At 59.4% G+C, this 26049-nt stretch carries 34 protein-coding genes; 1 reads left to right on the top strand and 33 read right to left on the bottom strand.

The window, feature by feature from the left end:
- Nucleotides 1–351 precede the first annotated feature (351 nt).
- Nucleotides 352–1470 (top strand): TIGR00730 family Rossman fold protein, encoded by a 1119-nt coding sequence (locus PspS49_RS06325; protein ID WP_150749413.1) that lies wholly within the window; start codon nt 352–354, stop codon nt 1468–1470.
- 55 nt (nt 1471–1525) lie between these two features.
- On the opposite strand, the gene recX is transcribed toward PspS49_RS06325, so the two are convergent.
- The 33 genes from recX to PspS49_RS06160 all read right to left on the bottom strand — a co-directional run bounded on the left by recX (nt 1526) and on the right by PspS49_RS06160 (nt 26049).
- Nucleotides 1526–1996 (bottom strand): recombination regulator RecX, encoded by a 471-nt coding sequence (recX, locus tag PspS49_RS06320; protein ID WP_095112456.1) that lies wholly within the window; start codon nt 1994–1996, stop codon nt 1526–1528.
- Between the two features lie 8 nt (nt 1997–2004).
- Nucleotides 2005–3060, bottom strand: a complete 1056-nt coding sequence (gene recA, locus PspS49_RS06315; protein ID WP_160038548.1) for a recombinase RecA — start codon at nt 3058–3060, stop codon at nt 2005–2007.
- Nucleotides 3061–3143: 83 nt separating this feature from the next.
- The gene (locus PspS49_RS06310) at nt 3144–3644 is read right to left on the bottom strand and encodes a CinA family protein (protein ID WP_127926069.1); all 501 of its coding nucleotides are present in this window, start codon (nt 3642–3644) and stop codon (nt 3144–3146) included.
- Between the two features lie 67 nt (nt 3645–3711).
- The gene (locus tag PspS49_RS06305) at nt 3712–4230 is read right to left on the bottom strand and encodes a lysis system i-spanin subunit Rz (RefSeq protein WP_160038546.1); all 519 of its coding nucleotides are present in this window, start codon (nt 4228–4230) and stop codon (nt 3712–3714) included.
- A complete protein-coding gene (locus tag PspS49_RS06300) occupies nt 4209–4775 on the bottom strand; it encodes a glycoside hydrolase family 19 protein (RefSeq protein WP_160038544.1) in 567 nt (188 codons plus the stop codon). The genes PspS49_RS06305 and PspS49_RS06300 overlap by 22 nt, the downstream gene beginning before the upstream one ends.
- Nucleotides 4776–4812: 37 nt before the next feature.
- On the bottom strand, nt 4813–5067 hold the full coding sequence (locus tag PspS49_RS06295; protein ID WP_160038542.1) for a hypothetical protein: 255 nt from the start codon (nt 5065–5067) through the stop codon (nt 4813–4815).
- On the bottom strand, nt 5067–6227 hold the full coding sequence (locus PspS49_RS06290; protein ID WP_160038540.1) for a hypothetical protein: 1161 nt from the start codon (nt 6225–6227) through the stop codon (nt 5067–5069). The genes PspS49_RS06295 and PspS49_RS06290 overlap by 1 nt, the downstream gene beginning before the upstream one ends.
- A 9-nt stretch (nt 6228–6236) precedes the next feature.
- Nucleotides 6237–6677, bottom strand: coding sequence for a phage tail assembly chaperone (locus tag PspS49_RS06285; RefSeq protein WP_160038538.1), 441 nt, complete (start codon nt 6675–6677; stop codon nt 6237–6239).
- Between the two features lie 2 nt (nt 6678–6679).
- On the bottom strand, nt 6680–7600 hold the full coding sequence (locus PspS49_RS06280) for a phage tail protein (protein ID WP_127926063.1): 921 nt from the start codon (nt 7598–7600) through the stop codon (nt 6680–6682).
- A 40-nt stretch (nt 7601–7640) separates the two neighbouring features.
- Nucleotides 7641–8108: a phage tail assembly chaperone gene (locus PspS49_RS06275; protein WP_127926062.1), complete on the bottom strand. Its 468-nt coding sequence runs from the start codon at nt 8106–8108 to the stop codon at nt 7641–7643.
- Nucleotides 8108–9034, bottom strand: coding sequence for a hypothetical protein (locus tag PspS49_RS06270; protein ID WP_127926061.1), 927 nt, complete (start codon nt 9032–9034; stop codon nt 8108–8110). Before PspS49_RS06270 ends, PspS49_RS06275 begins: the two co-directional genes overlap by 1 nt.
- 22 nt (nt 9035–9056) lie before the next feature.
- Nucleotides 9057–9623, bottom strand: a complete 567-nt coding sequence (locus tag PspS49_RS06265) for a tail fiber assembly protein (protein ID WP_160038536.1) — start codon at nt 9621–9623, stop codon at nt 9057–9059.
- A gap of 8 nt (nt 9624–9631) precedes the next feature.
- Entirely contained in the window at nt 9632–10726 is a 1095-nt protein-coding gene (locus tag PspS49_RS06260; protein WP_127926059.1) for a phage tail protein, read from the bottom strand.
- A gap of 57 nt (nt 10727–10783) precedes the next feature.
- On the bottom strand, nt 10784–11209 hold the full coding sequence (locus PspS49_RS06255) for a tail fiber assembly protein (RefSeq protein WP_127926058.1): 426 nt from the start codon (nt 11207–11209) through the stop codon (nt 10784–10786).
- Between the two features lies 1 nt (nt 11210).
- Nucleotides 11211–11942, bottom strand: coding sequence for a hypothetical protein (locus PspS49_RS06250; protein ID WP_160038534.1), 732 nt, complete (start codon nt 11940–11942; stop codon nt 11211–11213).
- Nucleotides 11943–11956: 14 nt separating this feature from the next.
- Nucleotides 11957–12556, bottom strand: coding sequence for a putative phage tail protein (locus tag PspS49_RS06245; RefSeq protein WP_095112473.1), 600 nt, complete (start codon nt 12554–12556; stop codon nt 11957–11959).
- A complete protein-coding gene (locus PspS49_RS06240; RefSeq protein ID WP_127926055.1) occupies nt 12544–13587 on the bottom strand; it encodes a baseplate J/gp47 family protein in 1044 nt (347 codons plus the stop codon). The genes PspS49_RS06245 and PspS49_RS06240 overlap by 13 nt, the downstream gene beginning before the upstream one ends.
- On the bottom strand, nt 13577–13975 hold the full coding sequence (locus tag PspS49_RS06235) for a phage GP46 family protein (protein ID WP_127926054.1): 399 nt from the start codon (nt 13973–13975) through the stop codon (nt 13577–13579). Before PspS49_RS06235 ends, PspS49_RS06240 begins: the two co-directional genes overlap by 11 nt.
- Entirely contained in the window at nt 13972–14481 is a 510-nt protein-coding gene (locus PspS49_RS06230) for a phage baseplate assembly protein V (RefSeq protein ID WP_127926053.1), read from the bottom strand. The genes PspS49_RS06235 and PspS49_RS06230 overlap by 4 nt, the downstream gene beginning before the upstream one ends.
- 141 nt (nt 14482–14622) lie before the next feature.
- Nucleotides 14623–15666, bottom strand: coding sequence for a phage baseplate assembly protein (locus PspS49_RS06225; protein WP_127926052.1), 1044 nt, complete (start codon nt 15664–15666; stop codon nt 14623–14625).
- Nucleotides 15667–15669: 3 nt separating this feature from the next.
- A complete protein-coding gene (locus PspS49_RS06220; protein ID WP_150749421.1) occupies nt 15670–16905 on the bottom strand; it encodes a DNA circularization N-terminal domain-containing protein in 1236 nt (411 codons plus the stop codon).
- A complete protein-coding gene (locus PspS49_RS06215) occupies nt 16892–18877 on the bottom strand; it encodes a hypothetical protein (protein ID WP_160038532.1) in 1986 nt (661 codons plus the stop codon). The genes PspS49_RS06220 and PspS49_RS06215 overlap by 14 nt, the downstream gene beginning before the upstream one ends.
- A 130-nt stretch (nt 18878–19007) precedes the next feature.
- Nucleotides 19008–19304, bottom strand: coding sequence for a phage tail assembly protein (locus PspS49_RS06210; RefSeq protein ID WP_007908778.1), 297 nt, complete (start codon nt 19302–19304; stop codon nt 19008–19010).
- Entirely contained in the window at nt 19301–19648 is a 348-nt protein-coding gene (locus PspS49_RS06205) for a phage tail tube protein (RefSeq protein ID WP_007908779.1), read from the bottom strand. The genes PspS49_RS06210 and PspS49_RS06205 overlap by 4 nt, the downstream gene beginning before the upstream one ends.
- 67 nt (nt 19649–19715) lie before the next feature.
- On the bottom strand, nt 19716–21212 hold the full coding sequence (locus PspS49_RS06200) for a phage tail sheath subtilisin-like domain-containing protein (RefSeq protein WP_160038530.1): 1497 nt from the start codon (nt 21210–21212) through the stop codon (nt 19716–19718).
- Nucleotides 21212–21391, bottom strand: coding sequence for a DUF2635 domain-containing protein (locus PspS49_RS06195; protein WP_034154909.1), 180 nt, complete (start codon nt 21389–21391; stop codon nt 21212–21214). The genes PspS49_RS06200 and PspS49_RS06195 overlap by 1 nt, the downstream gene beginning before the upstream one ends.
- Nucleotides 21388–21972 carry a hypothetical protein gene (locus PspS49_RS06190; protein WP_150749424.1) on the bottom strand — a complete coding sequence of 195 codons (585 nt, stop codon included), beginning with the start codon at nt 21970–21972 and terminating at the stop codon, nt 21388–21390. Before PspS49_RS06190 ends, PspS49_RS06195 begins: the two co-directional genes overlap by 4 nt.
- Before the next feature lie 96 nt (nt 21973–22068).
- Nucleotides 22069–23037: a hypothetical protein gene (locus PspS49_RS06185; RefSeq protein ID WP_160038528.1), complete on the bottom strand. Its 969-nt coding sequence runs from the start codon at nt 23035–23037 to the stop codon at nt 22069–22071.
- A gap of 90 nt (nt 23038–23127) precedes the next feature.
- Nucleotides 23128–23484, bottom strand: coding sequence for a phage tail protein (locus PspS49_RS06180; RefSeq protein ID WP_150749425.1), 357 nt, complete (start codon nt 23482–23484; stop codon nt 23128–23130).
- Nucleotides 23481–23798 (bottom strand): hypothetical protein, encoded by a 318-nt coding sequence (locus tag PspS49_RS06175; RefSeq protein ID WP_160038526.1) that lies wholly within the window; start codon nt 23796–23798, stop codon nt 23481–23483. Before PspS49_RS06175 ends, PspS49_RS06180 begins: the two co-directional genes overlap by 4 nt.
- Nucleotides 23798–24925: a phage tail protein gene (locus PspS49_RS29785; RefSeq protein WP_224790068.1), complete on the bottom strand. Its 1128-nt coding sequence runs from the start codon at nt 24923–24925 to the stop codon at nt 23798–23800. The genes PspS49_RS06175 and PspS49_RS29785 overlap by 1 nt, the downstream gene beginning before the upstream one ends.
- A gap of 18 nt (nt 24926–24943) precedes the next feature.
- The gene (locus PspS49_RS06165) at nt 24944–25669 is read right to left on the bottom strand and encodes a hypothetical protein (protein WP_150749427.1); all 726 of its coding nucleotides are present in this window, start codon (nt 25667–25669) and stop codon (nt 24944–24946) included.
- Entirely contained in the window at nt 25669–26049 is a 381-nt protein-coding gene (locus PspS49_RS06160) for a hypothetical protein (RefSeq protein ID WP_224794564.1), read from the bottom strand. The genes PspS49_RS06165 and PspS49_RS06160 overlap by 1 nt, the downstream gene beginning before the upstream one ends.

Below are 26049 nucleotides of genomic sequence, written 5' to 3'. Positions count from 1 at the left end.
GTGCCCCGCCTCCTTGCCACCCGCAAATCCTTGAATCGCGTGCACCTTGCGTACGTTTGTTGACGCAAAGCTGTCGTACGGCGCCTGTGAGTTAGTTAATCAGAGGGATTGCCACTCGGCGCACGTTCGGACGAGCGGTGACGGAACGGGCGGAAAATCAATAAACGGTTGCCAGCCAAAACCTTGCAACGCAATGATCAAGTCAGCGCGATTGCGCGCAAGGGTCTAGATTCAGAGTATTCCCGATCACTTTTCAACGGCAGGAAAGGAACTGTCGATCGTGTGTTTTTTGCAGCGCGGCACTGACGCCGCTCGTCAGGGCCAACCGCTCTGTGCAGAAGGAGACGTTGAATGCCTTACCAACCGAATGACCTCTTGAGTCGTCATTTTCAGGAAAGCGGCCCCGACCTCATCAGTAAGGTCGAAGAACAACTCAACCGTGTTTCCCCCAACAGCCCGAACATTCCGATCTACCGCGACATGATCCTGACCGTGCTGCGCATGGCTCAGGAAGACCACAACCGCTGGAACGCCAAGATCACCCTGCAAGCCCTGCGCGAACTGGAGCAGGCATTCCGGGTGCTGGAACAATTCAAGGGCCGACGTAAAGTCACGGTGTTCGGCTCGGCGCGTACACCAGTCGAACATCCTCTATATGCCATGGCCCGTGAACTCGGCGCGGCGTTGACCCGCTCGGGGATGATGGTCATCACTGGCGCCGGGGGCGGCATCATGGCCGCCGCCCATGAAGGTGCCGGCCGCGATCATAGCCTCGGCTTCAACATCACCCTGCCCTTCGAACAACATGCCAACCCCACTGTCGATGGCACCGGTAATCTGCTGCCTTTCCATTTTTTCTTCACGCGCAAGCTGTTCTTCGTCAAAGAGGCTGACGCACTGGTGTTGTGCCCCGGCGGTTTCGGCACGTTAGATGAAGCATTGGAAGTGCTGACTTTGATCCAGACCGGCAAAAGTCCATTGGTGCCGGTGGTGCTGCTGGATGCGCCGGGCGGCACATTCTGGCAAGGCGCGATGGACTTCATCCGCCAGCAATTGGAGGCCAACCACTACATCCTGCCTACCGACATGAAACTGATGCGACTGGTTTACACCGTCGAAGAGGCGGTGGATCAGATCAACCAGTTCTACAGCAACTTCCACTCCAGCCGTTGGCTCAAGCGGCAATTCGTGATCCGCATGCATCACAAGCTCAGCGATCAGGCACTGGAGCATATGCAGGATGCCTTCGCGGATTTGTGCCTGAGCGGCCAGTTCCATCAACACGCCTACAGCGGTGAGGAACAGGATGAAGCACAGTTCAGCCATCTGGCGCGGCTGGCCTTTGCCTTCAATGCCCGCACTCATGGGCGTCTGAGGGAGTTGATCGACTACATCAACCTGCCGGAAAACTGGGCTGATTCAAAACCGCAAAAAGCGCAACGTTCGTGCGAACCCTCAAAGGTAATTTGAGAGCAAAAAAAAACGGCCCGCTATTTTCATAGCGGGCCGTTTTTATTGAAGCAGTTTAATCGTCCATCCCTCGACCGCTGAACAAGCGGTTGATCATCTCCATCGAAAACCCCCGATACGCCAGAAATCGGCCTTGTTTGGCCCGTTCCTTCGCATCAATCGGTAAATGCCCGGAGAACTTCCGGCGCCACGTTTCCTGAAGTTGTTCCTGCCAACTGATACCGCTTTCGCGCAGGGCGAGTTCAATATCGGCGCGTTGCAAACCGCGCTGGCTCAGCTCTTCGCGAATCCGCAGAGGGCCGTAGCCGGAACGGGCACGGTAGGAAACAAAGCTTTCAAGGTAACGGGCTTCGGAAAGCAGCCCCTCTTCCGTTAAACGGTCGAGGGCTGTTTCGATCATCTCCGCCTCGGCGCCGCGCTGACGCAGTTTGCGCGTCAGCTCGACTCGACCATGCTCGCGGCGTGCGAGCAGGTCCATGGCGGTTCGCCGCACAGCGACGAGGGTATCGAGTACGGCGGTGGTCATCGCTGCAATCAGATATCAGCGTCGGCCAGGTCGTCCTCAGTCTCTTTGACTGCAGAGGACTTGGAGTCGATCACTGCCGGCGTCAGCAGCTTGTCACGCAGTTGTTTCTCGAGCTTCGCGGCGATTTCCGGGTTGTCCGCCAGGAACTTGGCCGAGTTGGCCTTGCCCTGACCGATCTTGGTGCCTTCGTAAGCGTACCAGGCGCCGGACTTCTCGACGAAACCGTGCAGCACGCCCAGGTCGATCATCTCGCCGTTGAGGTAGATGCCTTTGCCGTAAAGAATCTGGAACTCGGCCTGACGGAACGGCGAAGCGACCTTGTTCTTCACAACCTTGACGCGGGTTTCGCTGCCGACTACTTCGTCGCCTTCCTTCACCGCGCCGGTACGGCGGATGTCGAGACGAACCGAGGCGTAGAACTTCAGCGCGTTACCACCTGTGGTGGTTTCCGGGCTGCCGAACATCACGCCGATCTTCATACGGATCTGGTTGATGAAGATTACCAGGCAGTTGGCGTTCTTGATGTTACCGGTGATTTTACGCAGCGCCTGGGACATCAGACGGGCTTGCAGGCCCACGTGCATGTCACCCATTTCGCCTTCGATTTCAGCCTTCGGTACCAGTGCCGCCACGGAGTCGACGATGATCACGTCAACGGCGTTGGAGCGCACCAGCATGTCGGTGATTTCCAGCGCCTGTTCGCCGGTGTCCGGCTGGGAAACCAGCAGGTCGTCAACGTTGACGCCCAGCTTGCCGGCGTACTCAGGGTCGAGGGCGTGTTCGGCGTCGACGAATGCGCAGGTCGCGCCGGCTTTTTGAGCCTGGGCGATCACGGACAAGGTCAGTGTGGTTTTACCAGAGGATTCAGGACCGTAGATTTCAACGATACGGCCTTTTGGCAGGCCGCCAATGCCGAGCGCGATGTCCAGACCCAGAGAGCCAGTCGAGATAGCCGGGATCGCCTGACGGTCTTGATCGCCCATACGCATCACGGCACCCTTGCCGAATTGACGTTCGATCTGACCCAGGGCCGCAGCCAAGGCTTTCTTCTTGTTGTCGTCCATTAAAGTCCTCACGTAATCAATAAGGCCTGACGGCCAACACCTGTATAAGTAGCCAGTATTATTCCACAGCGTTCGCGGATCGCCTACCCCTGATTTTCGATTTCTCGTGCCGCTAGTCGCAGGAGCCCCTCTAGCGCGGCCTTCACCGTTTGTCGGCGGACATCATCGCGGTTACCGGGAAAGTGCTGAACTTCACTGGTGACCGTTTCGCCAACACCCCACGCCAGCCATACAGTGCCGACCGGTTTGTTCGGTGAACCACCGTCCGGCCCGGCCACACCGCTGACCGCCACGGCAAATCGCGCCAGGCTTTTGTCCTGGGCACCACGCACCATCGCCTCGACCACCTCGCGACTGACCGCGCCCACCGTTTCGAACAGCTCGGCCGGCACATTCAGTTGCTGGGTTTTCTGCCGGTTGGAATACGTCACATAGCCCGCCTCGAACCACGCCGAACTGCCGGGAATCCGTGTGATGGCTTCGGCAATCCCGCCACCGGTACACGACTCAGCGGTGGTGACGTGGGCATTGAGCAGTTGCAGACGTCGGCCCAGTTCGGCGGCCAGTTGAGTGATCTCTTTCACGGCGTGCTCCGGATCGTGTGGAATGCCTCCACCGTACACGAGCCGGTTGCGCTTTCAATACACAGACTCATTCAAAATGTGCAGGCGCGAGCGCTCTGACATAGGCCTGGCATGCCTGCAGCGCAATCAATCCACGGTCGCCGGTGTCGGTGATGGCGATAATTCGTTGAGCATGCGCCGGGTCAAGTCGGGCGCGTACGGCTGCATGATCCACGCCGCCGGGGCCGGCGGTGGCTGGCATGTTGCAGCCTGGGGCAACGTCGCTGGCGTCGAGAAGGACTGACAGGCGCACATCAGCAGTGGCAAGACGATCGCGCAGGCGATCCTGATCACGTTGGGCATCGCTCAGCGCTCGATAATGGGTTTGTTCACTGGCGGCGAGTCGTTGCTCCAGCGCCAGACGTTTATCCTGCTCAGCCTGTTGCGCTGAGGTAGCAGCAACATTCTGTTGATTGAGGACTTCGGCGTTTAGCCGTGCCTGCTCCGCCAATTGCCGCCCGTAGCGCCAGTCCTGAAACTGCCAGGCCGCGGCAAAAGCACCAGCGGCCAGCATCAGGATGCCGATCATTCGCCAAGGGATTGGCATAGCACCGCCCTCGCCCGCGCCCAGATTTCCAGGCGGTCCTGCAACCCGTTCAACCCGCCGTTGATGCGTCGGGTGATGGTGTTGAACTGATCGCGATCGGCCAGCTCGTTCAAGCCGTTCTGCTCCCAGAACCATGCCGCGGACTCGGCGGCCCATTGTGGCTGTTCGAGCAGTTCGGGCAGGGACAGCAGACGCTCATCGCCGAACAGACCGAGGCTGCACTGGCGATAATTCGAACGGCCAGTAATCTGGATCAACCCGCGTCCTCGGAATTTTTGCCCGTCGCCGTCAGCCTCCGGCGTGTTGCCCAGACGCAAGGCCAACGTACCCGTGTCGTACTTGCTCAGGTATTGGTTGTTGCCCAGTTCGCGCACATAACGCAATTGCCCCGACTCATGGCCGACTTGCGCAAGGAACGCCGCGATACGTTTAGGCGTGTCGATACGCCGCCGAGCCATGGCACTGTTGAGTGCAGAAACAAAAACGCCCGCTTGGGAGCGGGCGTTGGGCATGATGTCGATAAGGTTGTTTTCAGTTATTTGCATAATGCTTGATCCTCCCTGGATATTGCCCCCGATTGAATCACGATTGACGACCAACACCTGTGAACCATTTTCTTGCCAGATTTTTCAGTGAGTTCTCCGGCGCAAGTTCTTCGGGGGATGTGAACATCCAACCGAGTGTGCCGAAATTGGCAGTCCAGTCGATTTGCGGTGCCGGAGTGATTTCAGTGATGTCGACCCAGAGCAGATCCGGATGAAACATTTCGGCCATGTTTCCGTTGGTCGAGAACAGTTCGACCACGGTGTTGTGGGTGATGCGTGCGTAGGTTTTCATCAGGCGTACTCGAAGATGATCACGGCGCCTGAAGCACCTGTGCCACCTGGTCTGCCAGGTTGATTGGGGGCGTTGGCGATTCCTCCCGCACCGGAACCGAAACCGGAACCTGGTGCGGCCAGAGAGCCTGCTGCGCTGTTGCCAAAACCGCCTCCGCCCAACGGCGAGCTGCCACCGTGCCCAGCAAGGGTCGAGCCGTTGACAGATATTCCGGGGGTGCCTGCATTTCCCGCGCTATTGACGATGTTGCCTCCACTGGCCGTCTGACCGGGATAGCCTCCGGTATAAAGCCCCATGCCCTGATTCGCGACAAATCCAATCCACGGCGACCCTCCACCACCGGCAGCAGAAACCAGCGAACCGAAAGAACTGGTACCACCACCTCCGGCATTCGCCGCTGCCAGTCCCGCGCTTCCGCCAGCCCCCACCGTGACGACCTGACGAGAACCAATCGTGTCGGAAGACAGCCATGCTTCAGCATAACTTCCGGATGCGCCGCCACCCACGGTTGCATACTGGGAGGTTGTGGTCGCACCGACTCCCGCACTTCCGCCACCGCCGGCCACCACCTTGACCAGAACATGCTTCATCCCGGTTGTCGGCTCATAGGTGCCGGATGCGGTAAACGTCTTCACTCCCAACAACCGGCCGCTTACAGCATTACCGCCGCTGGCATACACCAGCACCCAACTGTCCAGTGCAGCGCTGTACATCACCGAACACAGGCTGCTGGCGACAATCTCCTCTGGCCGCAATGCACTCAGCCCAAGGCTCAATAACGGCTTGGGCAGCAAGCCATTCGGCGCGAATGTGCTCGCTCCAGTGTTGGCATTACCAGCAGTAAAGCGCAGCGCCAGACCGTCCTTCAACGTACTGATGGCCGGCACGTAGTTGGCCATGTACAGATTGGCGGCGCCGATATCGATTGCATGCTTGTCTTCACCGGCCTGACTGATTTTTTTCAGCGCCTGCAACAGCTGCGTCGCATCGGTTTCATTGGGTTCAAGACCCGCAGATCTGACGACGTTCAACAATTCATCGGTGACAACGTTACCCCAGGTCGCCGGGATCAACGATCCGGGCAATCCCGAAACGACGTCTTCATTGACGAATTTGCCATTCACCAGCCCGACGCTGGGAACGCTTTTTGGATAGTCCACGTTAGTTCCTCAACTGTCTGTCCGAAGCAAGCCTTCCAGCCAGTCAGGCTCAACGGGTCGGGAAAGCAAATTCGGGAAGTCCGGGTCATTCGGCCAATCACGCAGTGCCTGCCGATACGCCAATAGTTGTTTGAATTCCTCGGAGCGCAAAGTCGTACCCTCGCCCACTTCCAGTTCTTCGGCATCACGAAACACCAGCCACTGGGTGTTTTGCAGAACGCGGTTGCGCCATGCGCGCTCGTGGCTGGCAAGCGTTTCAGGAGAAACGACGGGGTCGGTCAAAACGGGCTGACCACTGGCACTGGCGCTGATGATTTTGCCGCTCGCCTGGCCGGCAAACAGTTCGGAGTATTGCGCCTGGGTGATTTCCACCGCCCCTTCAGGCAGTTCGGGAAGTGCGCTTTCGACCCGGTCAAAACCGAGGCTTTGCGCATAGAAATAAATAGTCATGGTCAGTACCCCCAAACCAGAATGCGACCCGAAATGCCCGAATCAACCTTGACACTTGAAGCCTGGACACTTCGGACCCGAGCCACCACTGTCGTTGTCGTGGAGTTCGCGCCGTCAAATGCCCAAACGGTGACGTTGGAGGCCCCCCAACCTGACGGGTAGCCTTCATTGGCAACACCGCCGACGACAGCATTGGGAAACCTGATCGGCAGCGACACCGTCATGTTGCCATTCGCATCGGAGCCCCCCGTTACCCACTGCAGGATCAAACCGCTGGGAAACTTTTGATATCCCGCTGTGGCGAACTGTGCGGCGTAATTGACGGAGTACTTGAGCGCAGCGGTGCCATACACCACCCACACTCCAGACTCTCTGACAAAGTTCGCACTCTCACCATTGTTCAAAACGATCGACGCCAGATAAGCACCTTGCGGGCTGATCTGTGTGCCGGTTTTACTGGCCACGGTGACGGGAGCGCTGTTACGGCAGTGCAGGCTGATCGTGGCACCACTCGGCACCGCAGCGGCATCCGGAAGCGTCACGGTATACGTGGCGTTGCCACCGAGACCGATCGAACAGCCAACGTCGGCCTGGGTCAATTGGGTGGCGGCGAATATACCGCGAGCACTTGCGTAGCTGCCCAGCGCCCGCTGCACAAACTCGGACGTTGCTGCCGAGCGCCCGCCATCAAACTGAGGCGCTGTCATGAACAATGCCGGGCTGCGCAGCGCCCCCAGCAACTGATTGTTTGACGACTCGTTCGGCGTCAGACCGGCAGCTTGAACAACGTTGAGAATTTCTTGCGTGACGCTGTTGCCCCATGTCGCCGGGATCAGCGAACCGGGTTTTCCGGCAATTGGGTCCTCATCGACAAACTGGCCGTTGACCAGTCCGACACTGGGCACACTCTTGGGATAGTCCAATGTTCATCTCCTTGATTGAAATACAGTGGGCGCGCAGGCCTTAGCCAATCGCGCTGGCCAGCCAAAGCGGCACTGACGGCCGGGAAACCACTCCCGGAAAATGGCTGGAATCAGGCCAGTCGCGCAGCGCTTGTCGGTACTCGAGCAGTTCCAGGTATTGCGCAGCCTTGAGCAAGGTTCCACGCCCCAGTTCCTGCTCATCGCGATGGCGAGTGACCAGCCATTCGGTCGCTGAAAGGGATGCCTGACGCCAGCTACGTTCCGCTGCCGCAGGCGTTTGATCTGCAGCAACCGGCGCCAGGAGGATCACCGGACTTTGCTGCGCGGGCAGTGGGTCGGCAGCTGTCGGCAACTCACTGATCGGCGCGCCGATTTCGACCGCCTGACCATCCGGAACTCGCACCATCGACGCCACAAAAGACGGCGCAAACAGTTGGCTGATTGCGTAGTCACCGGTGTCGATCCGCTCGACGACCACGCCATTCTCGATCCGTGCATAAACGGCCATTACTCGTACTCCCAGATTTCACAGAAGGCGTGGCCGCCGGCGCCGCTGACGACTGAAGCGGACGCATTGACCGAACAGGATCCGCTGCCACCGGAGCCTCGCCCGCCGGAGATGCCATTTCCATTGACGCCTACACGTGTGCCACCACCGTCAAACGGGCTGGCAGCCCCGGCGCCGGAAACGACACCCCAATTGAAGTTGTACATCGCGAACTCACCAGGGCTGCCACGAGCGTTGGCAAGACCACCACCCGTGACGATTTGACCGCCAGCACCGCCCATGACGAAACCGACCGTCGTTGCTGTCACCGGGAATGAAAGGATTTGCCCGCCTGCACCGCCAGCGGCGCTCATATAGGTGCCGAAGGAAGCACCGCCCCCGGTCATCCCGGTCGTATTGACTGCAGCGCCGCCCGCCCCCAAAGACACAGGCACGCCAGCCAGCATTTGCGCGGTCACGTCGTAGAGACTCTCCGCATAGGCGCCGGAACCACCGCCACCACCAATACGGTGATTATTGGCGGGGACAGGTTCACAGCCACCACCGGAACCACCCGCGCCGACCAAGCGCACACGTATGCGTTTCGCTCGGGGATGGGGTTTGTAAAGCGTGATACCGACGGATTCGAACTGCCTGACTGCCAGCAACCGCCCCACCGCATCGGTGATGCCATAACCGGCCAACGTGGTTGGGGTATTTTTCAGTTTGCTGAAGTCGACCAGTGCACCGATTGCGCTGGCCAGCTGATCGGTTCTGGCTTCATCCGGTGTCAATCCGGCGGCCTTGATCGCGTTGAGAATTTCCTGCGTGACACTGTTGCCCCACGCCGCCGGAATCAACGATCCCGGTGTTCCGGCGAGCGGGTTTTCATCGACGAAGCCGCCGTTGACCAGTCCCACGCCGGGGATAGTTTTTGGATAATCCATTGCACTGCTTCCTGTGCTGAAATCAGTTGGCTACGGTTGCGCCGGGTGCGACCGGCCAGGTAATTTCATCGGGGAAACCGGCCTGTTTTTCGATGCGGTTCAGCTCGACGCTGTAGAGCTTCCACTCGATCAGCAGCAGTTGTTCGTCATGGCTGGCATCGCCAATGTCTTCGGCGTATTGCAGGGGTGCGATGCGCAGTACGGCATCGCGTAGCAGTACGTCGCGCTGATCGAGGCATTGCTGTCTTACGCTCACCAAGCGAGCCTGCTCATCCTGTACCCAGGCGTTGTCGCGCCAGACATGGAACTCCCCTGGCCACGGCTGTGCGGTCAGGGTGTTTGGCAACTCTCCCAGCTCGGTCCAGATCTGTTGGGCACCGCCGTCCTTGCGATAAACCACACCGCGGCGGTCAATCACTTCACGGGGTACACCGTTGATCAGCGCCCAGCTGCGACCGGCTTCCGGCTCGGGCAACTCGTAGGCCAGCTCAACGGCATTACCGGGCAACTGAACGCCGATGCCTGGCGTGGCAATGAACTCGACAGGCCCGGACAGAGCGCCCGAACCATCAAATAGATAATTGAACATAAAGCGCCTCAGATGAGTTTGATGCGACCGGGATAGGCCATGTTGCGCGGGCGGGATTTGAAGGCGTAGAGCAGAGTCGCTGACGGGTCCATTTGATAATTGGTACCCACTGGATAAATCGGACCGCCATTGCTCAACCCCGAAACGTATTGAGGCTCCTCTCGAGTATCCGCCCCCACTGCCGTCAGGCTGTCCGTCCAGCGCGACCCGACGGCGCCGCCACCATTCGCCCCCATCGCATACGAGTGCGTCGATCCAGTCTGAAAAGTACCCATCCCGCGTCCGGTATCCACACCACGACCTTCATCCAGAACCCGAAGGAATTCCCCTCGCCCATCAGGACCGCGAAACGTCGTTGCACCGTCACCGGTGGTCCATTTGCCCTCAGTGCTCGCCCGAAAGGCTTCAGCGCCCAACATGCCTGATTGCTGAGCGTGATCCCACAGCCACGGCCATTCCGCGCGTTTCATGACGGTGCCATTAAGCGCACCGTATCCGCCGGGGCTGAGCATGATGGTTGTCTCGAAAAACGGCCGGCCAAGCGGGGTATTGTCGAAGCGTCCGACCGGCCACCAACTCCCGGCCCCATCACTGCGCAAATGCCACCAGTCTCCGCCGCCCATCAACACGAAAAATGGATAACCGCTGGCCGCCAGATGCGTATGAAAGCGGATGCGATCCGTGCCCGATGCCTGGATGACCATGCGGTTGCCGCTGTTGTCCACCCGCCGAACAATCACATCACGCACACCGAGTGCGACGTTGGCCGGTGGTAGCAGCAAGGTCACCGGGCCGGTGCTGCCATCGATCAGGACGAGGCCGAGTTCGGCATCAGTCAGGGTTTTCGACGCGGCCAATCGGGTGATGACCGAACGCATCGGACTCGTGCTGCCGACAATCGACTGAATCGCCTTGAACAACTGAGTGGTGTCCGCCTCTGAGGCCACCAACCCACCCGCTGTAATCACACTCAGAATTTCCTGAGTCACACTGTTGCCCCACACCGCCGGAATCAACGACCCCGGCGTACCCGCCACCGGGTTTTCATCGACGAAGCGGCCATCGACCAGACCGACGCTGGGGACGCTTTTTGGATAATCCATAATTGGTTTTCCTATACCTGGAACATTGATGGGCGATGCCGACAACGCAGCATCCAGTCACTCGGCAGTCATCCAGGCAGGCTTTTTCGGTCGAGAGCGTTTGGCGGGAAATTTCTTCGCCTGGGGCCACTTGCGCAGCGCCTGCAGGTAAGTCAGCAGCGTCAGGTATTCAGCGTCGGACAGCGTGGTGGCCTTCATCAGCTCCACTTCGTCACGGTGGCGATCGCGCAACCAGGCAACCCGGTTGAATTCCTGATCGCGCCACGCCTTGGCTTCGGCCGAAGTTTGCTCATCAGAAAGAGCTGTCAACTCGACCAGGATCGGCAGACCGTGATCGTCATGAGATCGCTCGGTACCCGCTACTGGGTTTGCGATGACCGACTCATAACGCGCCTCGTCGATTTCAACGGCATCGTCTGGAAGGCTGGTGTGATAACCCGACAAATAGGTGTTGCCGGTGGTGCGGCTATAGAAACGTTTCATGTCAGTTCCCCACCCCCAGGACAGTGACAAAACCGGAGCCACCGGAATTGCTCAAGACTTGAACCTGGCTGGGATCAAAGTAGGTCACCAAAGGTGGAGTGACGATATCGAAAAAGGGTGCGTTGCCGCTGTGCGAGTAACTTGCCCAGGTAGCGGCGCACTGGGTCTTGAAAGCCACCGGCCAGGGTTTTGCAACATAGGTTTTATCTGTAGCGATGGTGATCACGACCCACTGGATCATGAAGCCGCCCAGCCAGCTCGGAAAAGCGATATAGCCGTTCGCGCCAATGCTGTAGGAAACACCAAACCAGAGCTTTTTCGGTGTGACGATGGTGGTGTCATCAGTCCCTGCGTTGACCTGGGCTTGAGTCGCGATCCGCGCCCAGCCAAAAACAGCTTCCGTGGCTTGCACCACTTTCTTTTCGATCGCTTGAAACACCCGCTGCGGGGTCATCAGGCGACTGCTGCTTGTGCCCGCCTCTGCTTCATCCTTGGTTGCCAGAGAATCACTTTTGTTCTTTTCGACAATTGCCGAAATCGCCGCTCTGAGTTGCGTACTGTCGCCCTCGTCGGGGACGAGCCCGGCAGCAGTGATCGCGTTGATGATTTCATCGGTGACGCTGTTGCCCCACCGCGCCGGAATCAGCGATCCCGGCGTGCCCATCAATGGGTTTTCATCAACAAACTTGCCATTCACCAGCCCTGAACTGGGCACACTTTTCGGATAATCCATCCCGTCATTCCTCCCTAGTCATAATTGATATGCACCTTGGTGTGCGCCGGCGCACTGCGATGAATCAGGCATTCCAGCGCCGAACCCGGGTTGACGCCGAACCGTTCACCCCAATAGCTCGCGCCGTAACGTCGACCGAGCAACAGGCGCCCGCCGGTGTTAAGCGTCCACATAAACTGCGCCTCCCACGTGCCCCAGTGCGCCGAGCCGAAACGCGAACGGCCCATGCGCGGGGCTTCGAGTTCGGTGATGGTCGCGTTGGGGTAGCCCTGGCTTTTGGCGATGTCGAGGTAGTAGCCGACGGCCTGGCTGCCGACCGCGAGCAAGCGCCGGCGTACGGCGAGGCGGCGGTCGTCGAACAGCGGCGTCGCGCCCAGGCACGGGTCGGGCAGGTTCATCACCCGCTCCCAATCCGGCACCAGTTCGCTGACGCCGGCCGGGTCCATTTCGTTGAGCAGGTCGGCAGCACGCGCATCGAGGCGTGCCAGTTCGACGGCGACGCCTTGCAGCACTTCTTCCAGCTCCGGCACGCGCTCCGGATCCCATGCCGGGCCACTGGGTAGCAAGGCGCGCAGTTGCGCCTGATATTGCGCGGCGGTTCTTATGCCCCCCATACGCAACCTCCGAAGGTCAGCAGTTCGCTGTCGTTGGCCGAAACGTTGGCGACGGGGGCCGTCAGTACGTGGTCGGTTTCACCCGCTGCGCTGCTGATCGCTTCGCGAATATGGCTGATCAGCAGATCCTCGCCGAGGTCAGCCTCACGGTTGTGCAAGTCGCGCAATTGGGTTTCGACCGCCGCGCGTACGGCGCTGGTGTCGGGGGTCAACTTCAGGCGATAGGTCACGGGCACCTGAATCGGCGGACGCACATGCACTTCAGCCGTCACCGGACGCAACGGTTCGATATAGGCCTGCACCTCGGCCAGTTGCTCGTCGTTCGGCACCGGTTGCGGATCGTCGTCACGCATGATGTACACGCCGACGGTGCCTGGGCCGAGGAAGCCACCACGGCACCAGGCGCGCGTCACGCCGGGCACTTCCAGCGCCCAGGTTTCGTAGTCACTGGCCGAGCCACCATGGGGAATCACGCGGTAGGAACGGATCACCCGCGAACGCAGCGACTCCAGACTTTCCCGCGCCACACCGCCGCTGAGTCCCGGCGCCAGCACCACAAAACTGTTGCCGATCACACCGGCAATCGGCTGCACCGGTGTCAGCGCCAGCCCGGCGTCGGCATTGCCCAGACTGCCGGCATCCAGCGCGGCGATCGTGGTGGTGTTGCTGCCATTGACGGTGGTGCGCGCGGCGGTGACTTTGTAGGTGCGGCCGTCATTGGTTTGCAGCAGCGTATCGGCGTCGAGCACCGCGCCGGCAGTGGCGGTAAAACTGACGCTGCCGGTGGCCACTTGCGCGGGTTTGCGCGGTTGGTTCAGACGCAGAGCGGCAATGCGTTCCAAGGTCGACTCATCGGCCTTGTCCGGCAGAATCTGCTCGGCAATCCAGTCGAGATAACCGTACAGACCATAAGCCGCACCACCGAGGGTACGGGCCAGCACTTGCGCATCGGACTGGCGCAGCGAATCGCCGGCCAGGTCGCTTTGGGTGCGCTTGATCAGCACCGGCAGCGAAGGGGTTTCAAACGGCATAGATCACCTGCCAACTGTTATCGGGGTTGATGTCCAGACGTTCGCCGTCGGCCAGAGTCAGGACCGTGCGCAGGTTCAGGCGCTGGGCGTCGAGGCGTTCGCTGATGATGTCGATGGCGCTGCAGTGGCCGTCGTCGATCAGCCACTGCAAGGCTTCGCGGGCGTAGAACTCGGCGTCCATCTGCGTTTGTCGAGTCAGCTTGACCCGGCGCAACAGCCACAGCCGCGAACCGATGCGATCGTCGGCGACGGTGGGAAAGGTGTCGCCCCACCAGCCGAAACGTTCGTCGTCGTCGAGGGCGTCGTCATCGGCGGCGCGGCGCCAGGTGAACAGGCTGATCAGTACAGAGCGGGTCAGTGCAGCGTGGAGGTTCGGGCTCAGCATCACTTGCCTCCTGCCGGCGCGCCGGTCTGGCCGCTGCCGGCCTGCACACCGACGTGCACGTGTTTGATCTGGCTGATGCCGCCGGCCAACTGATCACCGGTGGACACGATCTTGCCGGTCTGGTTGATCACTGGCGTATCGAAGTTCACCGCGCTGCTGGCGCGGATGTTCAGCGTGGCGGTTTCGATATCGATGATCCGCCCGCGCTTGAAGTGAATCCTGTCGCCCTCGTCGGTGTAGATCGCCACTTCGCCCGACGCCAGCGATTGCAGGCGATAGCGGCGGTCGGCGATGACCAGAGCGATGGCGTGGGAACGGTCGCCGCCGATGAAGGTGACGACACCTTCGGCGCCGGCCAACGGATGGCTGGTAAAACCGTAGGGTTCGAAGTGTTCGAGATCATCGTTCACTTCACCGGCGGTGAGGCGCATTTGCAGCGATTGCAGCTTGGATGCCGAATTGGCGAGCACGACAGTGCCGCGCGCCAGCAGGCGTGTCAGTAGGCTCATGAATTGTCCTCAAGAGGTAGGCATCACGCGATCCACTGTGGGAGCGAGCCTGCTCGCGAATGCGCTGGGTCAGGCAATGTGATGTTGAAGCTGCCAGCGCTTTCGCGAGCAGGCTCGCTCCCACAGGGTCCGGAGTCAGGCTCAGGTTTTTTTCGGGGGTGTTGGATCAGGATCGAAGGTATGCGGCGGCGCCACTTGCAGTGTGGTCACCGAGCCTTGTGCCGACAGCGAATAAGTGACTTTGGAAATCAGCATGTCGCCGTCAAACTCCAGCACCGGATCCTTGACCCGCACCAGCGTGTTGTGGCGCCACAAATCGCCGTTGGACTGACGCCAGCCCTGCACCTGATAAGTGGTGGTCTGCGCTCGGCCCATGCGGGTCGCGCTTTCCCATTGGGCTCGCTGCTGCGCCAACTCAAAGGTCAGTTGCGTGCCCTCGTTGATCACCGTGGTGCGCCGACGCTTGAAGGTCAGGTCCGCCGCTGTGGATTCGACTTCGCTGGCCGCCGCGCCGCTTTTGGTATCCGAACCTTTTTGCTGGCCGATCACCCGGTATTCGGAGAACACCTGGCTGTAATCCATCGACGCGCTGGCGGACAAAATATTCTTGCCCAGTTCCAGCGCATCGCTGGCCCGACCACCGCTGCCGGGTTTGGCCAGCACCAGCCGGCCCTGTTCGTCATCGGTGGAAAACACCCGCAGCAACGAGAGCAACCGGTCGATCGACTGGAACACCGTTTCACCCGGCACGATCGTGTGCTTGGTCAGCCTTGCAGTCTCGGGGATTTCATTGACCACCATCAGCCCGTACTCCATCGCCAGCGCCTGAACGATGCTCAACAGGGGTTGCTCCTGCCACTGGTTCGGCTGGTTTCTGGCGGCGCAATCGACCAGATCCTGAGTCTTGGAACTGCCCTCGATAGTCAGGCTGATCTGCCGCCCGTCATACCTGATCGGGGCTTTGAACACGTAACCGGTGAGCAGCAGATCCTTGCCGATTCGCACTTCGCACGGGTCACCGGGCTTGATCGGTTTGGCGACAGTCTGCCCCGGCCATTGCCAGGTGATGTCGAGTTTGAAGGTGCGAAACTGGCGCTCCAGATCAGCGGTGATTTCCACGCTTTTCCAGCCGCCGTATTCCATGTTGTTGACCGTCAGCGTGACGCGATTGTCCATTTCGCTCATGGTTCACTCCCCGGAGACTTTCACATCGTTGGGCGAGAAACCTGGATGGTTCATCCCGTTGCGCTGAGTGATTTCAGTGACCCGTGTGGCATCGCCCAGATACTTGTAGGCCACTACCACCGCCGGAGCGCTTTCCTGGATGGTTTTAGTCACCAGGCGCACACCGGACGATGCGACCGACTTGAGGTGCGCGACCGCCGCATCCTGCAGATCACTGATCAGTTGGTGGTGCGCAGGGCCGGCCTTGGTCTTCACCAGATTCAGGGTCTCGATCAGCGTCTTCTGAATCGCCTGCACATCATCGATGGCGGGCACGTCCGGACGATTGATCGGCTGGTTCGCCTGCTGATCGACGGAAGGTGTCGACGGCAATTTCACCGGTTTGGTGGCCACCGGCATGGATGCGATCCACTGCGCCGCTTTCACGATCAGCGTGTCCTGGACCAGATCGGCCATGGCTTGTGCCGCGGCGTTGGTGTCCTTGCCGGTGGTGATCTTCGGCGCATCCGCCTTGCGAATCGCTTCGAGTTGTTGGGACACGTCGGCAATCACCCCACGGTAGCCCTCCTTCGCGAATTCCTTGAGCTCTTTGATATCGCCGAGCAAACCTTTGAACTCAGCCGCCACCTCCTTGGGCAACTCCTTCACTGCCTTGACCAGTTCTGTGATCTGCCGGTACTGCTCGATCAGCGGTTTGAGCTGCTCTTTGATCACCTCATAGACTCCGGTCAGACTGTTGCGCAGATTGGCGATGCCGATCCGCGCAGCCTTGATCAAGGTCATCGCCTGTTCGAAACGCGCCACCGCAGACCCCAACAGCGTGTCGGCCTTGGCCAGCAACACTTTCTGTGTGCTGACGGTAGCGGTCGGAAACGGCAGCGGTTGGTCTGGATAGAACTTCAGGGTAAAAGTCACCAACCCGCCGTCCTGGCGGGTGTGGGTCATGTCGCATTCGCCGACCTTGACTTGCAGGCGCCCGAGCCACGGATGCACCAGTTCACCACTGCCCGCCTCCAATGCCTTGAGCAGCTTGTCGCGCTGTTCCAGGCAATCGGCGCCGATGATGAAGGCCGTGACATCGTGAATCCTTGCCTGCTGGCCGAGGTCCTCGAAATACGGCAGGTCACGTTGCGGATACTCGTGCAACTGGCCTTTGCGACCGACCGGGGTTTTCGCCTGATCGATCCAAAACCCGACACCGCGAAAGGATGCCGGCAACAAACGGTCACGCCAGTTCATTGGAACCTCCCATCGACAACGAGCGATAGCCGATGCGCGAAGACAGCGCCAGGCCCGGTTGATTGCTTTGTGGTTGATCGGTGCGCAACCCGGCCGGCGCATTTTCGAAGCGTACGGTCAGGCCGCCTTCGAGCTGCGTGCGGTTGTTGATTGCACTTTGTTGAATCAGCGCGCCAGAGGTTTGCGGCAGTGTGCTGCTCATTCCTGGCGCCCCGGCAGGCACCGCAGCGCTGGTGCCGGTGATCGTGGCGAAGAACCCGGAGACATTGCCGCCGAGCAGTTCTTTGACCTGTGCGAAAATACCTTGGAGTCTTGTCGACATATCACCGAACCAGACGAGAACGGGCTGCCACTTCTCCTGGATGGATTCCAGCGGCGACTGACTGAACAGATCACCCAAGGTTGCTTTCACCGATTGTGCGTCGGTGTTCAGCGTTGCCCACAAACCGGAAAAATATTCCGTGACGCCATTCCATTTCGCCATGACCGCTTCCACGGGAGCGTTGCCGAACAAGTTCTGAAACTCGCTCTTCAATGGCTGGGCACCCGCGCGAAGAACGTCCCACAGCGCTGAAAAAACCGGTGCCAAGGGTTGCCAGGCGCTTTCGACCATCGCGGTCGGAGACCAGGCGAACGTCGATTTGAGTTGCTCCCAACCACTCGCCGCAATGCTGTGCATGCTGCCAACCGCATCGAAAACCGTGCTTTGCGCAGAACCCCAGACCGTCGACATGTTGGTTGCCAGCGTGCCGTCGAACAGCGATGTGATGTTCGACCAACCGGTTGCAACCCTGTTGCTCATATCGTCGATGGCCGTGAAGACCGCGCTTTGTGCGGCATCCCATGCGCCTGACATTTTTGCTGTCAGCGTGCCGTCAAACGTCGACTTGACCGATTCCCAACCGGACTGCGTCGCTGCATAGCTACGATTCCAGTAACCGGTGACGGACTCATCGGCCGAGTCCCAGAGTGCGCTCATCTTCTCCAGTGGCGAGGTGTACAACCGGGCCTTGAGGCTTTGCAATCCAGCCGCAGTGCTGGCAGCTGCACTGTCCCAGTAAGCGCCGACGGAGCTGCGAGCAGAATCCCAGGTCTGCTCGATGGACGCGCCGAATGCGTGCAGACGTTCGGACGCTCCCGCCGCCAGACGGCTGGCACCAGCGATAGCGTCAGCGCGCATCTCCTGCCACTTCTGCGAAGCTGTGGCACGCATCGACTCGAACTGTTGCCTGCCATCCGCGACCATCTCATCCCAGCCTTTGCGCACGTCGTCGATGCCGCGACGGGTCGCATCGCTGATCGATTGCCAGGTCCGGCTGAAGAAGCCCGAGATCGCCCCCCAGTTGTTGCTGATCAAGCGCGCGCCGATCACGATAATCGCCACCGCGGCCGCAATCGCGGCGGCAATCAAACCGATCGGTGACGTCAGAATGCCCAATACACCGACCAGCCCCATCGCACCCACGGTGACTACCGTGAACGCGACGGCTGCCGCCGCCAGCCCTTCGACAAGAGAAGGATTGTTCGCCACAAACTGGCCAATCGAGGTGATCACCGGCGTGATTGCGGTAACGATACCGTTCACCGCTGGCAACAACGCATTGCCAATGTTCAACGAGATCTTGTCCAGCGCTTCGTTGAACTTTGCCAGGTTGGCCGAGGTTTCCCCCTGCACCACTTTCGGCAGTTTCAGGCCTTTGTTCGCCGCGACCTTTTTCGCCAGCGCATCCTGCGCCTCGATGGCTTTCTTGATGCCGTCCTGAAACGGCTTGAGCAAGCCACCTTCGGAGATGAACCCGGCGACGTCCAGCGGCTCGAGGCCGCTGTCTTCCATGCTTTTCTTGAATGCTGCGACCTTGCCGCGCAGCCCTTTCATTTCGGCTTCCATCTTCTCGGCGCCCTTGAGCACCACGAGCATGTTGACCGTGACAGGAAAGGTCTGCGGAATCAGGCTCAAATTCGTATTCGCCATCATTGCACCTGCTGCATCGCATTGATCCGTTGCGCGTGCTCCAGCGATTCGCGGAGCACATCCAGTGGCCTGGCCATCATCTGTTCGGGGTCAACCTTCCAGAACCAGGCCAGGTCATAGGCGACGGCGATCAGGTCGGTGATGGCGCCGACGCCGCACTCATGAAAAAACTCGCAACGGCCCAGCTCAGCGCATTGAGGTCAGCCAGATCCAGCTGGTTGACCGACGACGGCGGAATGCCGGCGCACACGGCGATGTATTTGGCCGCCACGTCCATGTCGAGGCTGACTTCTTCGCTCTTGTCGATCTTGTACGGCAGCGCCTTGATCGCTCGCACTTCCTGCACCGTCGGACGGCGCAGGACGAGTTCGGTCAGGGGCTCGCCGTGAGCTTCGATCGCAACCTGAAGCTTCACGGCGCCGCTCATTGCCAGGTCCCCTTGATGCCTTCGAATTTCAGTTCGATGGTGGCGTCATCGCCCTTGGAAACTGGCTCTTCAACCAGATAAGCGCCGGCCAGTACGTAGACTTTGCCGTTGCTGAATTCGCAGGTGACGGTGATGTCGGTGCCTTCGATCAGCTTCTTCAGCGGGAAGTCGGCGGTGTGCAGCGCGGTCACTTTGAACGACGGCGCGATATCGGTTTCCTTGTAGAAACCGGGTACGACGGTTTCGCGTTTGACCGCCATCAGCGGGGCTTCGCAGCCGCCATTGATGGTCAGTTGTGCGCCGTCGACTTTGACGTAGCAGGTGCCTGCAATCAGTTGACCCATGGTGTTACTCCCTTGAATAAAAAAGCCCACGCGAGGTGGGCTGAAAACTTACCGTCAAACGCGGCTATCAAGCCGCGTCGTCGTACTGCAGACGGAACTGGTTGAGCAGTGCGAACACGCGCAGACCGTTGATGTAATCCGGTGGGAACAGCACGTTCACACGGCTCGGGTCCTGCACGTCGCGCTCGACGATCAGGTGCTCGGCGAACAGCTCGGCGTTCTCGACGTGGCCTTCCAGTTCGAGCTTGGCGTACTGGGCGATCAGCTCACCGCGAATGGTCGCAGGCGTCACGATTGGCTGGCCGGCGCCGAAACGGGTGCCGTCGGAGGCCAGTTTGTGGCGGCCGTACTTGCTGGTGATCACGCTTTGCAGACGGCGCACGATGAACGCCGACTGGTGCATGGTTTCGCTGTCCAGGTAGGAGTTGTCGGCCTGACCGTAAGCGTTTTTCTGGTAGGTGGTGATCGAGCGCTGGATACGCACGTAGCCGCCTTCGTAGTACGCGGTGGCGATGCCGTAGTTGAGCAGCGACTGACGCTCGGTCAGCGTGAAGCGTTCGCTGGCCGGTGCCGGATCGACACCCGGCAGGCTGCCGCTCTGAGTCGGACGGCTGGCGTCGGCAGAGATGAACACCGCCGTGCGTGCAGCCAGTGCGGCGGCTTGCACCCAGAACGGTTGCGGAACGCCCGGCTCCAGCGCCTGAATGGTCATGTGCTGGTCGTTGCGTGCCTGGCCGGCAGCAACCAGAGTGCCGACAGTGCCGCGCTTGGCACTGTAGACGTGACCAAACAGTTGCTTGGCCCACGACCAGCGACCGGTGCTGTCATCCATGACCGCTTGCCAGGTATTGAGCGTCGACAGATCCGACCATGGCAGTGCGATGAACTCGAACGGCTCGTCGCCCAGTGCGGCAATCGCCGCCACTTGATCCGGCACGCCGACGCCACCGGTCATGGCGGTGATCGCAGTGGTCAGGCCGGCCGGGGTTTCTTCGCCGTTGCTCTTGCCCAGGCGATTGAATTGCAGGCTGATGTCGTTGCCGCTGTCGCCAGTCCATTTGGCGTTCAGGGTGACCACACCTTCGGCAGCGGCAGCGCTGACCGGCAGGTCGGCGGTGGCGTTGATTTTCTGCGCCAGTGCGGTGGCCGCTTGGGCAGCGGTGGCACCGTTGACCACGGTGGCTTGCACACGCACGCCGCCGACATACAGATTCAACACGCCAGCCTGGGTCGCGGTGCCGGTCAGGGTCAGCACGCCTTTGGCGATCGCGCCTTCGGTATTGTGCAGCGGCAGGCACCAGATCTCACCGATCGGGTCAGCCTTGCGGAAGGTCTCGTACATCGAGGCGAGCATCGAGCCTTGGCCGCCGATGCTCTTGGCCAGCGCAACGCTGGAGACCAGCACCAGTTTGCCGACTTCGGTCGGGGCGATGTTGTCGTTGACCTGAGCGACGATCAAACGACGCAGGGTCGAGCTCGCGCTATTGGCGGCCGAGTTGTCCATTTCGGCATAGAACAGCGGTACACGAATGTCCGCGGGGATGTTGCTGAATCCGATCGCCATTATTTGGCTCCCTTTTGTTTGGCTGGTGCGGTTTTGAGGGTGATATCGCCGTCGGCCAGACGTCGGCGCCACCAGGCGCTGTCCAGCACTTCACGGCCTTCCAGCGGCAGCAGATCGCCGGCCTCCGGGTCAGGTACGACGCGGCCAGCGGCCGGCAGTACGGTGATGCGATTGCTCATGGGGTTACCTCTGCAGAGAAAGTCATTTCCACGCGCCCATCGGGGCCCGGGCGTTTCAGGTTGGGGTCGGCCGGATCGATCGCATCGACCCGCACGGTGGCCCCGGTAAAGGACGACAAACCGTCCAGTTCGCGTTCGTGCCAACTCTCCGCAGGCTGACTCGGCAGATTGCGACCGAGCTGGAACTCGGCAAAAAAGCGCAGCCGGTAAAAGGCGCGGCTGCTGTTGATCGAGACCAGTTCGCCGCCGTCGTAGACGATGGCGCTGTAGTCGGAATCGGGCTTGAACCCCACCAGCGCACGCCACAGTTCGGCGCGCAGGTCGTGCAACAGATCCAGCGCTTTTGTAGCGTCGGTGGCGTCAAGCGCCAGGACGATTTCGAAGCGGTCGCGGATCGGTTGGGTGGTGAGGTTTTGGGTGGTGCTGTTGCTGGCCAGATCGGCCAGGGGTGTGATGCTGGCGCACGGGGTTTGCAGCGAGGCATCGGCTTGCAATGCCGTAACATCAATGCCTACTGCGATCCGATTGCCCAGCGTCGGGCACTGAGCACGCAATTGCGTGACCAGAGGGGTCATTTTCATGAGGAAGTACCGAGTGGGGGCGGTCGCAGGTCAGCGCCTGTACTCAACCCGATTTAACGAGGAACCCCAGCCCGCAGTTTTCAGTCTGGGTTTTGCTTAGAACCACCGGCCGATGGCGAAGCAGTCAAACGAGACTATTAGCTCGTCACCTTGTACGAACTGACCAAGGCTGAAAGCGCAGATGCTGGCAAAACCGAGCCCTCTGCTGTAGGCGCTGACGCTGGTCACCGCCCTTGTCACACCCAATACTCCAACCAGATTCCCAATGACAAATCCCAGCGTCACGAAGGGCATCGGATAAGACCAGTTGAAGCCCATGTTGGACGGGTTGTTAAACACTACGCCGCCCGTGTTGCAGAGGGTGCAAATCAACGTGCCGTCGGCAAACTTGACGTATTCACCGTTGGCATTGGCGCCGCGCTCAATGACGGCTCCGGTTGGAACGCCTTTGTCCTGGCTGACCGCTCCGACCAACGCGGCAACGGCGGCACTGCCCAGTCCGAGACCCGACCGAGCGGTTGCCGGGGAGTTGCCACCCGTGCCACCTCGTGCCACCGGTACAACAGCGTCCGTTGCCACAGCACCGAGTCCAAGCGCCTGGCGCGCCGACGCGGCATCCGTCGCACCGGTGCCACCACGTACGATGGGCACAATGGTGTCGGTTGCGACTGCACCCAGGCCAAGGCCCTGGCGAGCAGAAACAAGATCCGTTCCTCCGGTGCCGCCATTTCGCAGCGGCAGGACATCGAAACCACTCGCATCACCTAGTGCTGCCAGCTTCGGGCCGTACTGAACGTTAAGGTTGTTGAATGCATCAGCCAGTGCTTTGGGATACCCCTGCACCGGCATGATCGAATAGGACGCGTCGTTTGCCGTTGCGCCTTGGTAAGCCGGGGTGATCGACAACAAGACCGGACTGGCGATATTGCTGACTTCATATTGTCGTCCATCAGGTCCGACGAAGGCATCGCCCACCCGGACGTTGGTGACGAAATCAACGTCGACACCGATGACTGCAGGCGAGTTGTTGCTGACGTTGACCGAACCTGTTCTAAGCCATGGCATGGTGCAGTCCTTTTTTTAAGCGAAAAAAAACCGCACTCGGCGGTATGGGTGTTCAAGACGATCTCGATCAGGTAGCTGTCAGAAAGCCAGTCAGCCCGGCGGCAGCACCGGATCAACCACAATTACCGGAACATCGGGCTGGACAGGCCACTCTGGCGCCACGGGCCAGGCAGCTTGTGTGCTCACTTTGCCCAAGCTGAACTTGTAGGCTTTCCACTGTTTCAGGTTGGCAAGCAGTGCTTGCTGTTCCGCCTCATCCTCAGACGTCGCCTCCCCCAGATCGATGCCGTAACCGAGGGTGTCGATCCGATCCTGAATGCGAGCGACCTGCGCTGCAGCCACCTCGTTTTTGCTCTTGAGCAGTGCTTGAGCTTCGGTCAATCGTGCTGCGGCAGCCGCTGCCTCTTTCATGGCTTTGGTGATCAATTGCGACCAGTCGATGTTCATACTTCAACCTCCGCTTGCGGCAAAGGCTGTGGCAATGCCACGTCACCGTCAGGAATATCGATCAGGTCGGCAGGAAACGCTTGCGCCTGACTGTAATCGGCCGGAATCGGCAGCAACAGGTGAAGGGTCAAATGGCCGTTCTCGTGGAAAACGTCACCCACGAACCATTCAGAGTCGATTGCGGCTCGCGGTAGCGTGTCGCCGTCGGACAACCGCGAAAAATCGAACGTTTCGCCGTTCACCGTGATCAGGGCACCCGACTTGTGCAGCTTCAGAGCATCCTCTCTGCGTTGCGGAGACAGAACAATGTTCATCAATACCACCTGCCTATTGCGATCAAATTGATTTGCGCAGCCGAGGCTGCGTTCGTTGTAGCGATGGCGCGCCAGGCGCCCCAGTTGGCAATAGACGGGGGAAACCAGGCACTGGCCATTACACAGTCGGCGTAGACCTTGCCAATCGCTGCCGACGTCACAGTGGGAATCGATGCAAAGGCTGATGGATAGGCACCCGGGGCATAAGCATCACTGCCGAACAATGCACCCACGGCATAGGTACCCGTCGAGTTGGTGGCAATCACCTTCCAACAGACAAGTGTGCCATCGGCGAATTTGGTGTACTCACCATTGGCATTGGCCCCCCGCTCGATAATGGCTCCGGTAGGTGCACCGGCACCCGAAACGACGCCGATTATGTTGTTCTGTCGGTAAACCATGCGCCATGGGCCGAAAACGCCCGTACCGTACTGATCTCGCTCCCAGGTCCGTAGAGTGCCACCGCCGGCAATGCCGTTGACCTCGTGCCAGGCCTGATGAACCGGCTGACCGACGTATTTGATGGTGTCCATCAAACCGTAGGACGATCCCGTCGGTTTCACGCCCGTGGCGGTGTTAATGACAAAACAGCGCCCCGCCGGAACAGTTGCGGTGTCGTCGATGTTGCCGTTGTAGACCGGGGCGTCACCGCCGATCCCAAATGCTCCGACCTGCATCACGCGGCCTGCCGTGGCGTCGCTGTAATGGGTTTGAAGGGTGGCTGAAGCGGCACTGCCCAGCTCCAGAGCAGCGCGAGCTGCGGCCGGTGACACGCCGCCAGTCCCGCCTTTCGAGACAGGCAGCACGTCGAAGTTAGCGGTGGCCCCCAATGCCGCAAGCTTGGTACCGTAGGTGTTGACCAAAGCCCGCAACGTATCAGCTGACTCTTTTACGTAGCCTTGCAGCGGCGCCAATGCATACCCGCCTGCTCCGTCAGTCACGCCCTGATAGTTCGGCGAAATCGACATGGCCGTATCGCTGGCAATGTTGGTGACTTCATACCAACTGCCATCAGGGCCTCTGAACGCATCCCCTACACGTCCATTAACGATAAAGGATGTCCCGACGCCGATAACTGAATTGGAATTATTTGTGACGCTTACTGTTCCGGTCTTGCTCCATGGCATACCGATCTCCTCAGTTGGCTAGTTGTAATATCTAGACGATGGAAACTTGCACACCGGGATTCCGAAGCAAGTTCCATTTGTGCCTTGGTAATACCAGTATCCGCCGCCCGCCCTTTGTGCGGTAATATTCAGTACAGGAACATTGTTATCCAGCAAGCTCATACCTACAAAACCAAAACCATCAGCAAACCACGTGACACCACGATCAATACTCGAAACACACACGAAATCATCCGCTTCGATGACAAGGTTGCTTTTGTATGTATCTACATAATCACCTACTACCAGAGACCATGACTTGGCAAACTTGTGATAGCGAACAACTCTGTCTTCGGAAGAAAATACGATGCGGCCTTGGGCATCAAAGATATTCATGCCATACCGTTGCGGACTGGGCTGATCGGAAAACTTACAGATGACATACTCCATCAAATAGTTCTGTAAATTACTCCCATTACGCACTGCTGATGTCACCAGAAAACCCGTCCAGTTCCCAGGTCCTCCCAACATGGTGATATAAACACCCAGAGATGTATGAAACCCATTTACATGTCTGAAAAAAACTTGTGGAGCCTCCTGTGTCAGGATCGGTTTCACGAACGCAACAGCGCCGCTGCCTTCGCGATCGGTATACCTGGACTGTATTCTGAAACTGCCACGCTCGGAAAACACCATCACTTTATAGGTGCTGGAGATAACAACAGCCCCATACGTATTCGTCACTGAAAGTCCGTAATCCGCCATTACAATACCCTCACGACTTCGACCACGCACTCGACTGTATGCTCGGTCCATTCGTCAACGTAGTTATTGTGATAGCCGGTAGGTCGCCGCCTGTTCACGTATGTAAAAATACCGATCTGTGTCCCACCCAAGTCCTTATAGGTAGGTACATATCCCCACATATCCGGATAACCTGGTTGACTATACCCAGCATAAACCCGCGGTGTAATCACAACAAAACAAGTAGCTGGGTTATACCCTGGAACGTCCATCACAATATAATCAGACCTGATGCCATTTCCCATCTTGCGCGCGGCGGGCAAGTTCATCTGCGCCAGCTTTTCAATCGTAAAATCTTCCATACCCAACGTTTGTACACCATTGGCATCAAATACCGTCAT

The sequence above is a fragment of the Pseudomonas sp. S49 genome, assembly GCF_009866785.1.
GTDB lineage: Bacteria > Pseudomonadota > Gammaproteobacteria > Pseudomonadales > Pseudomonadaceae > Aquipseudomonas.
Note: the sequence above shows the minus strand (reverse complement) of the source record. Positions and strands in the feature narration are given on the sequence as shown.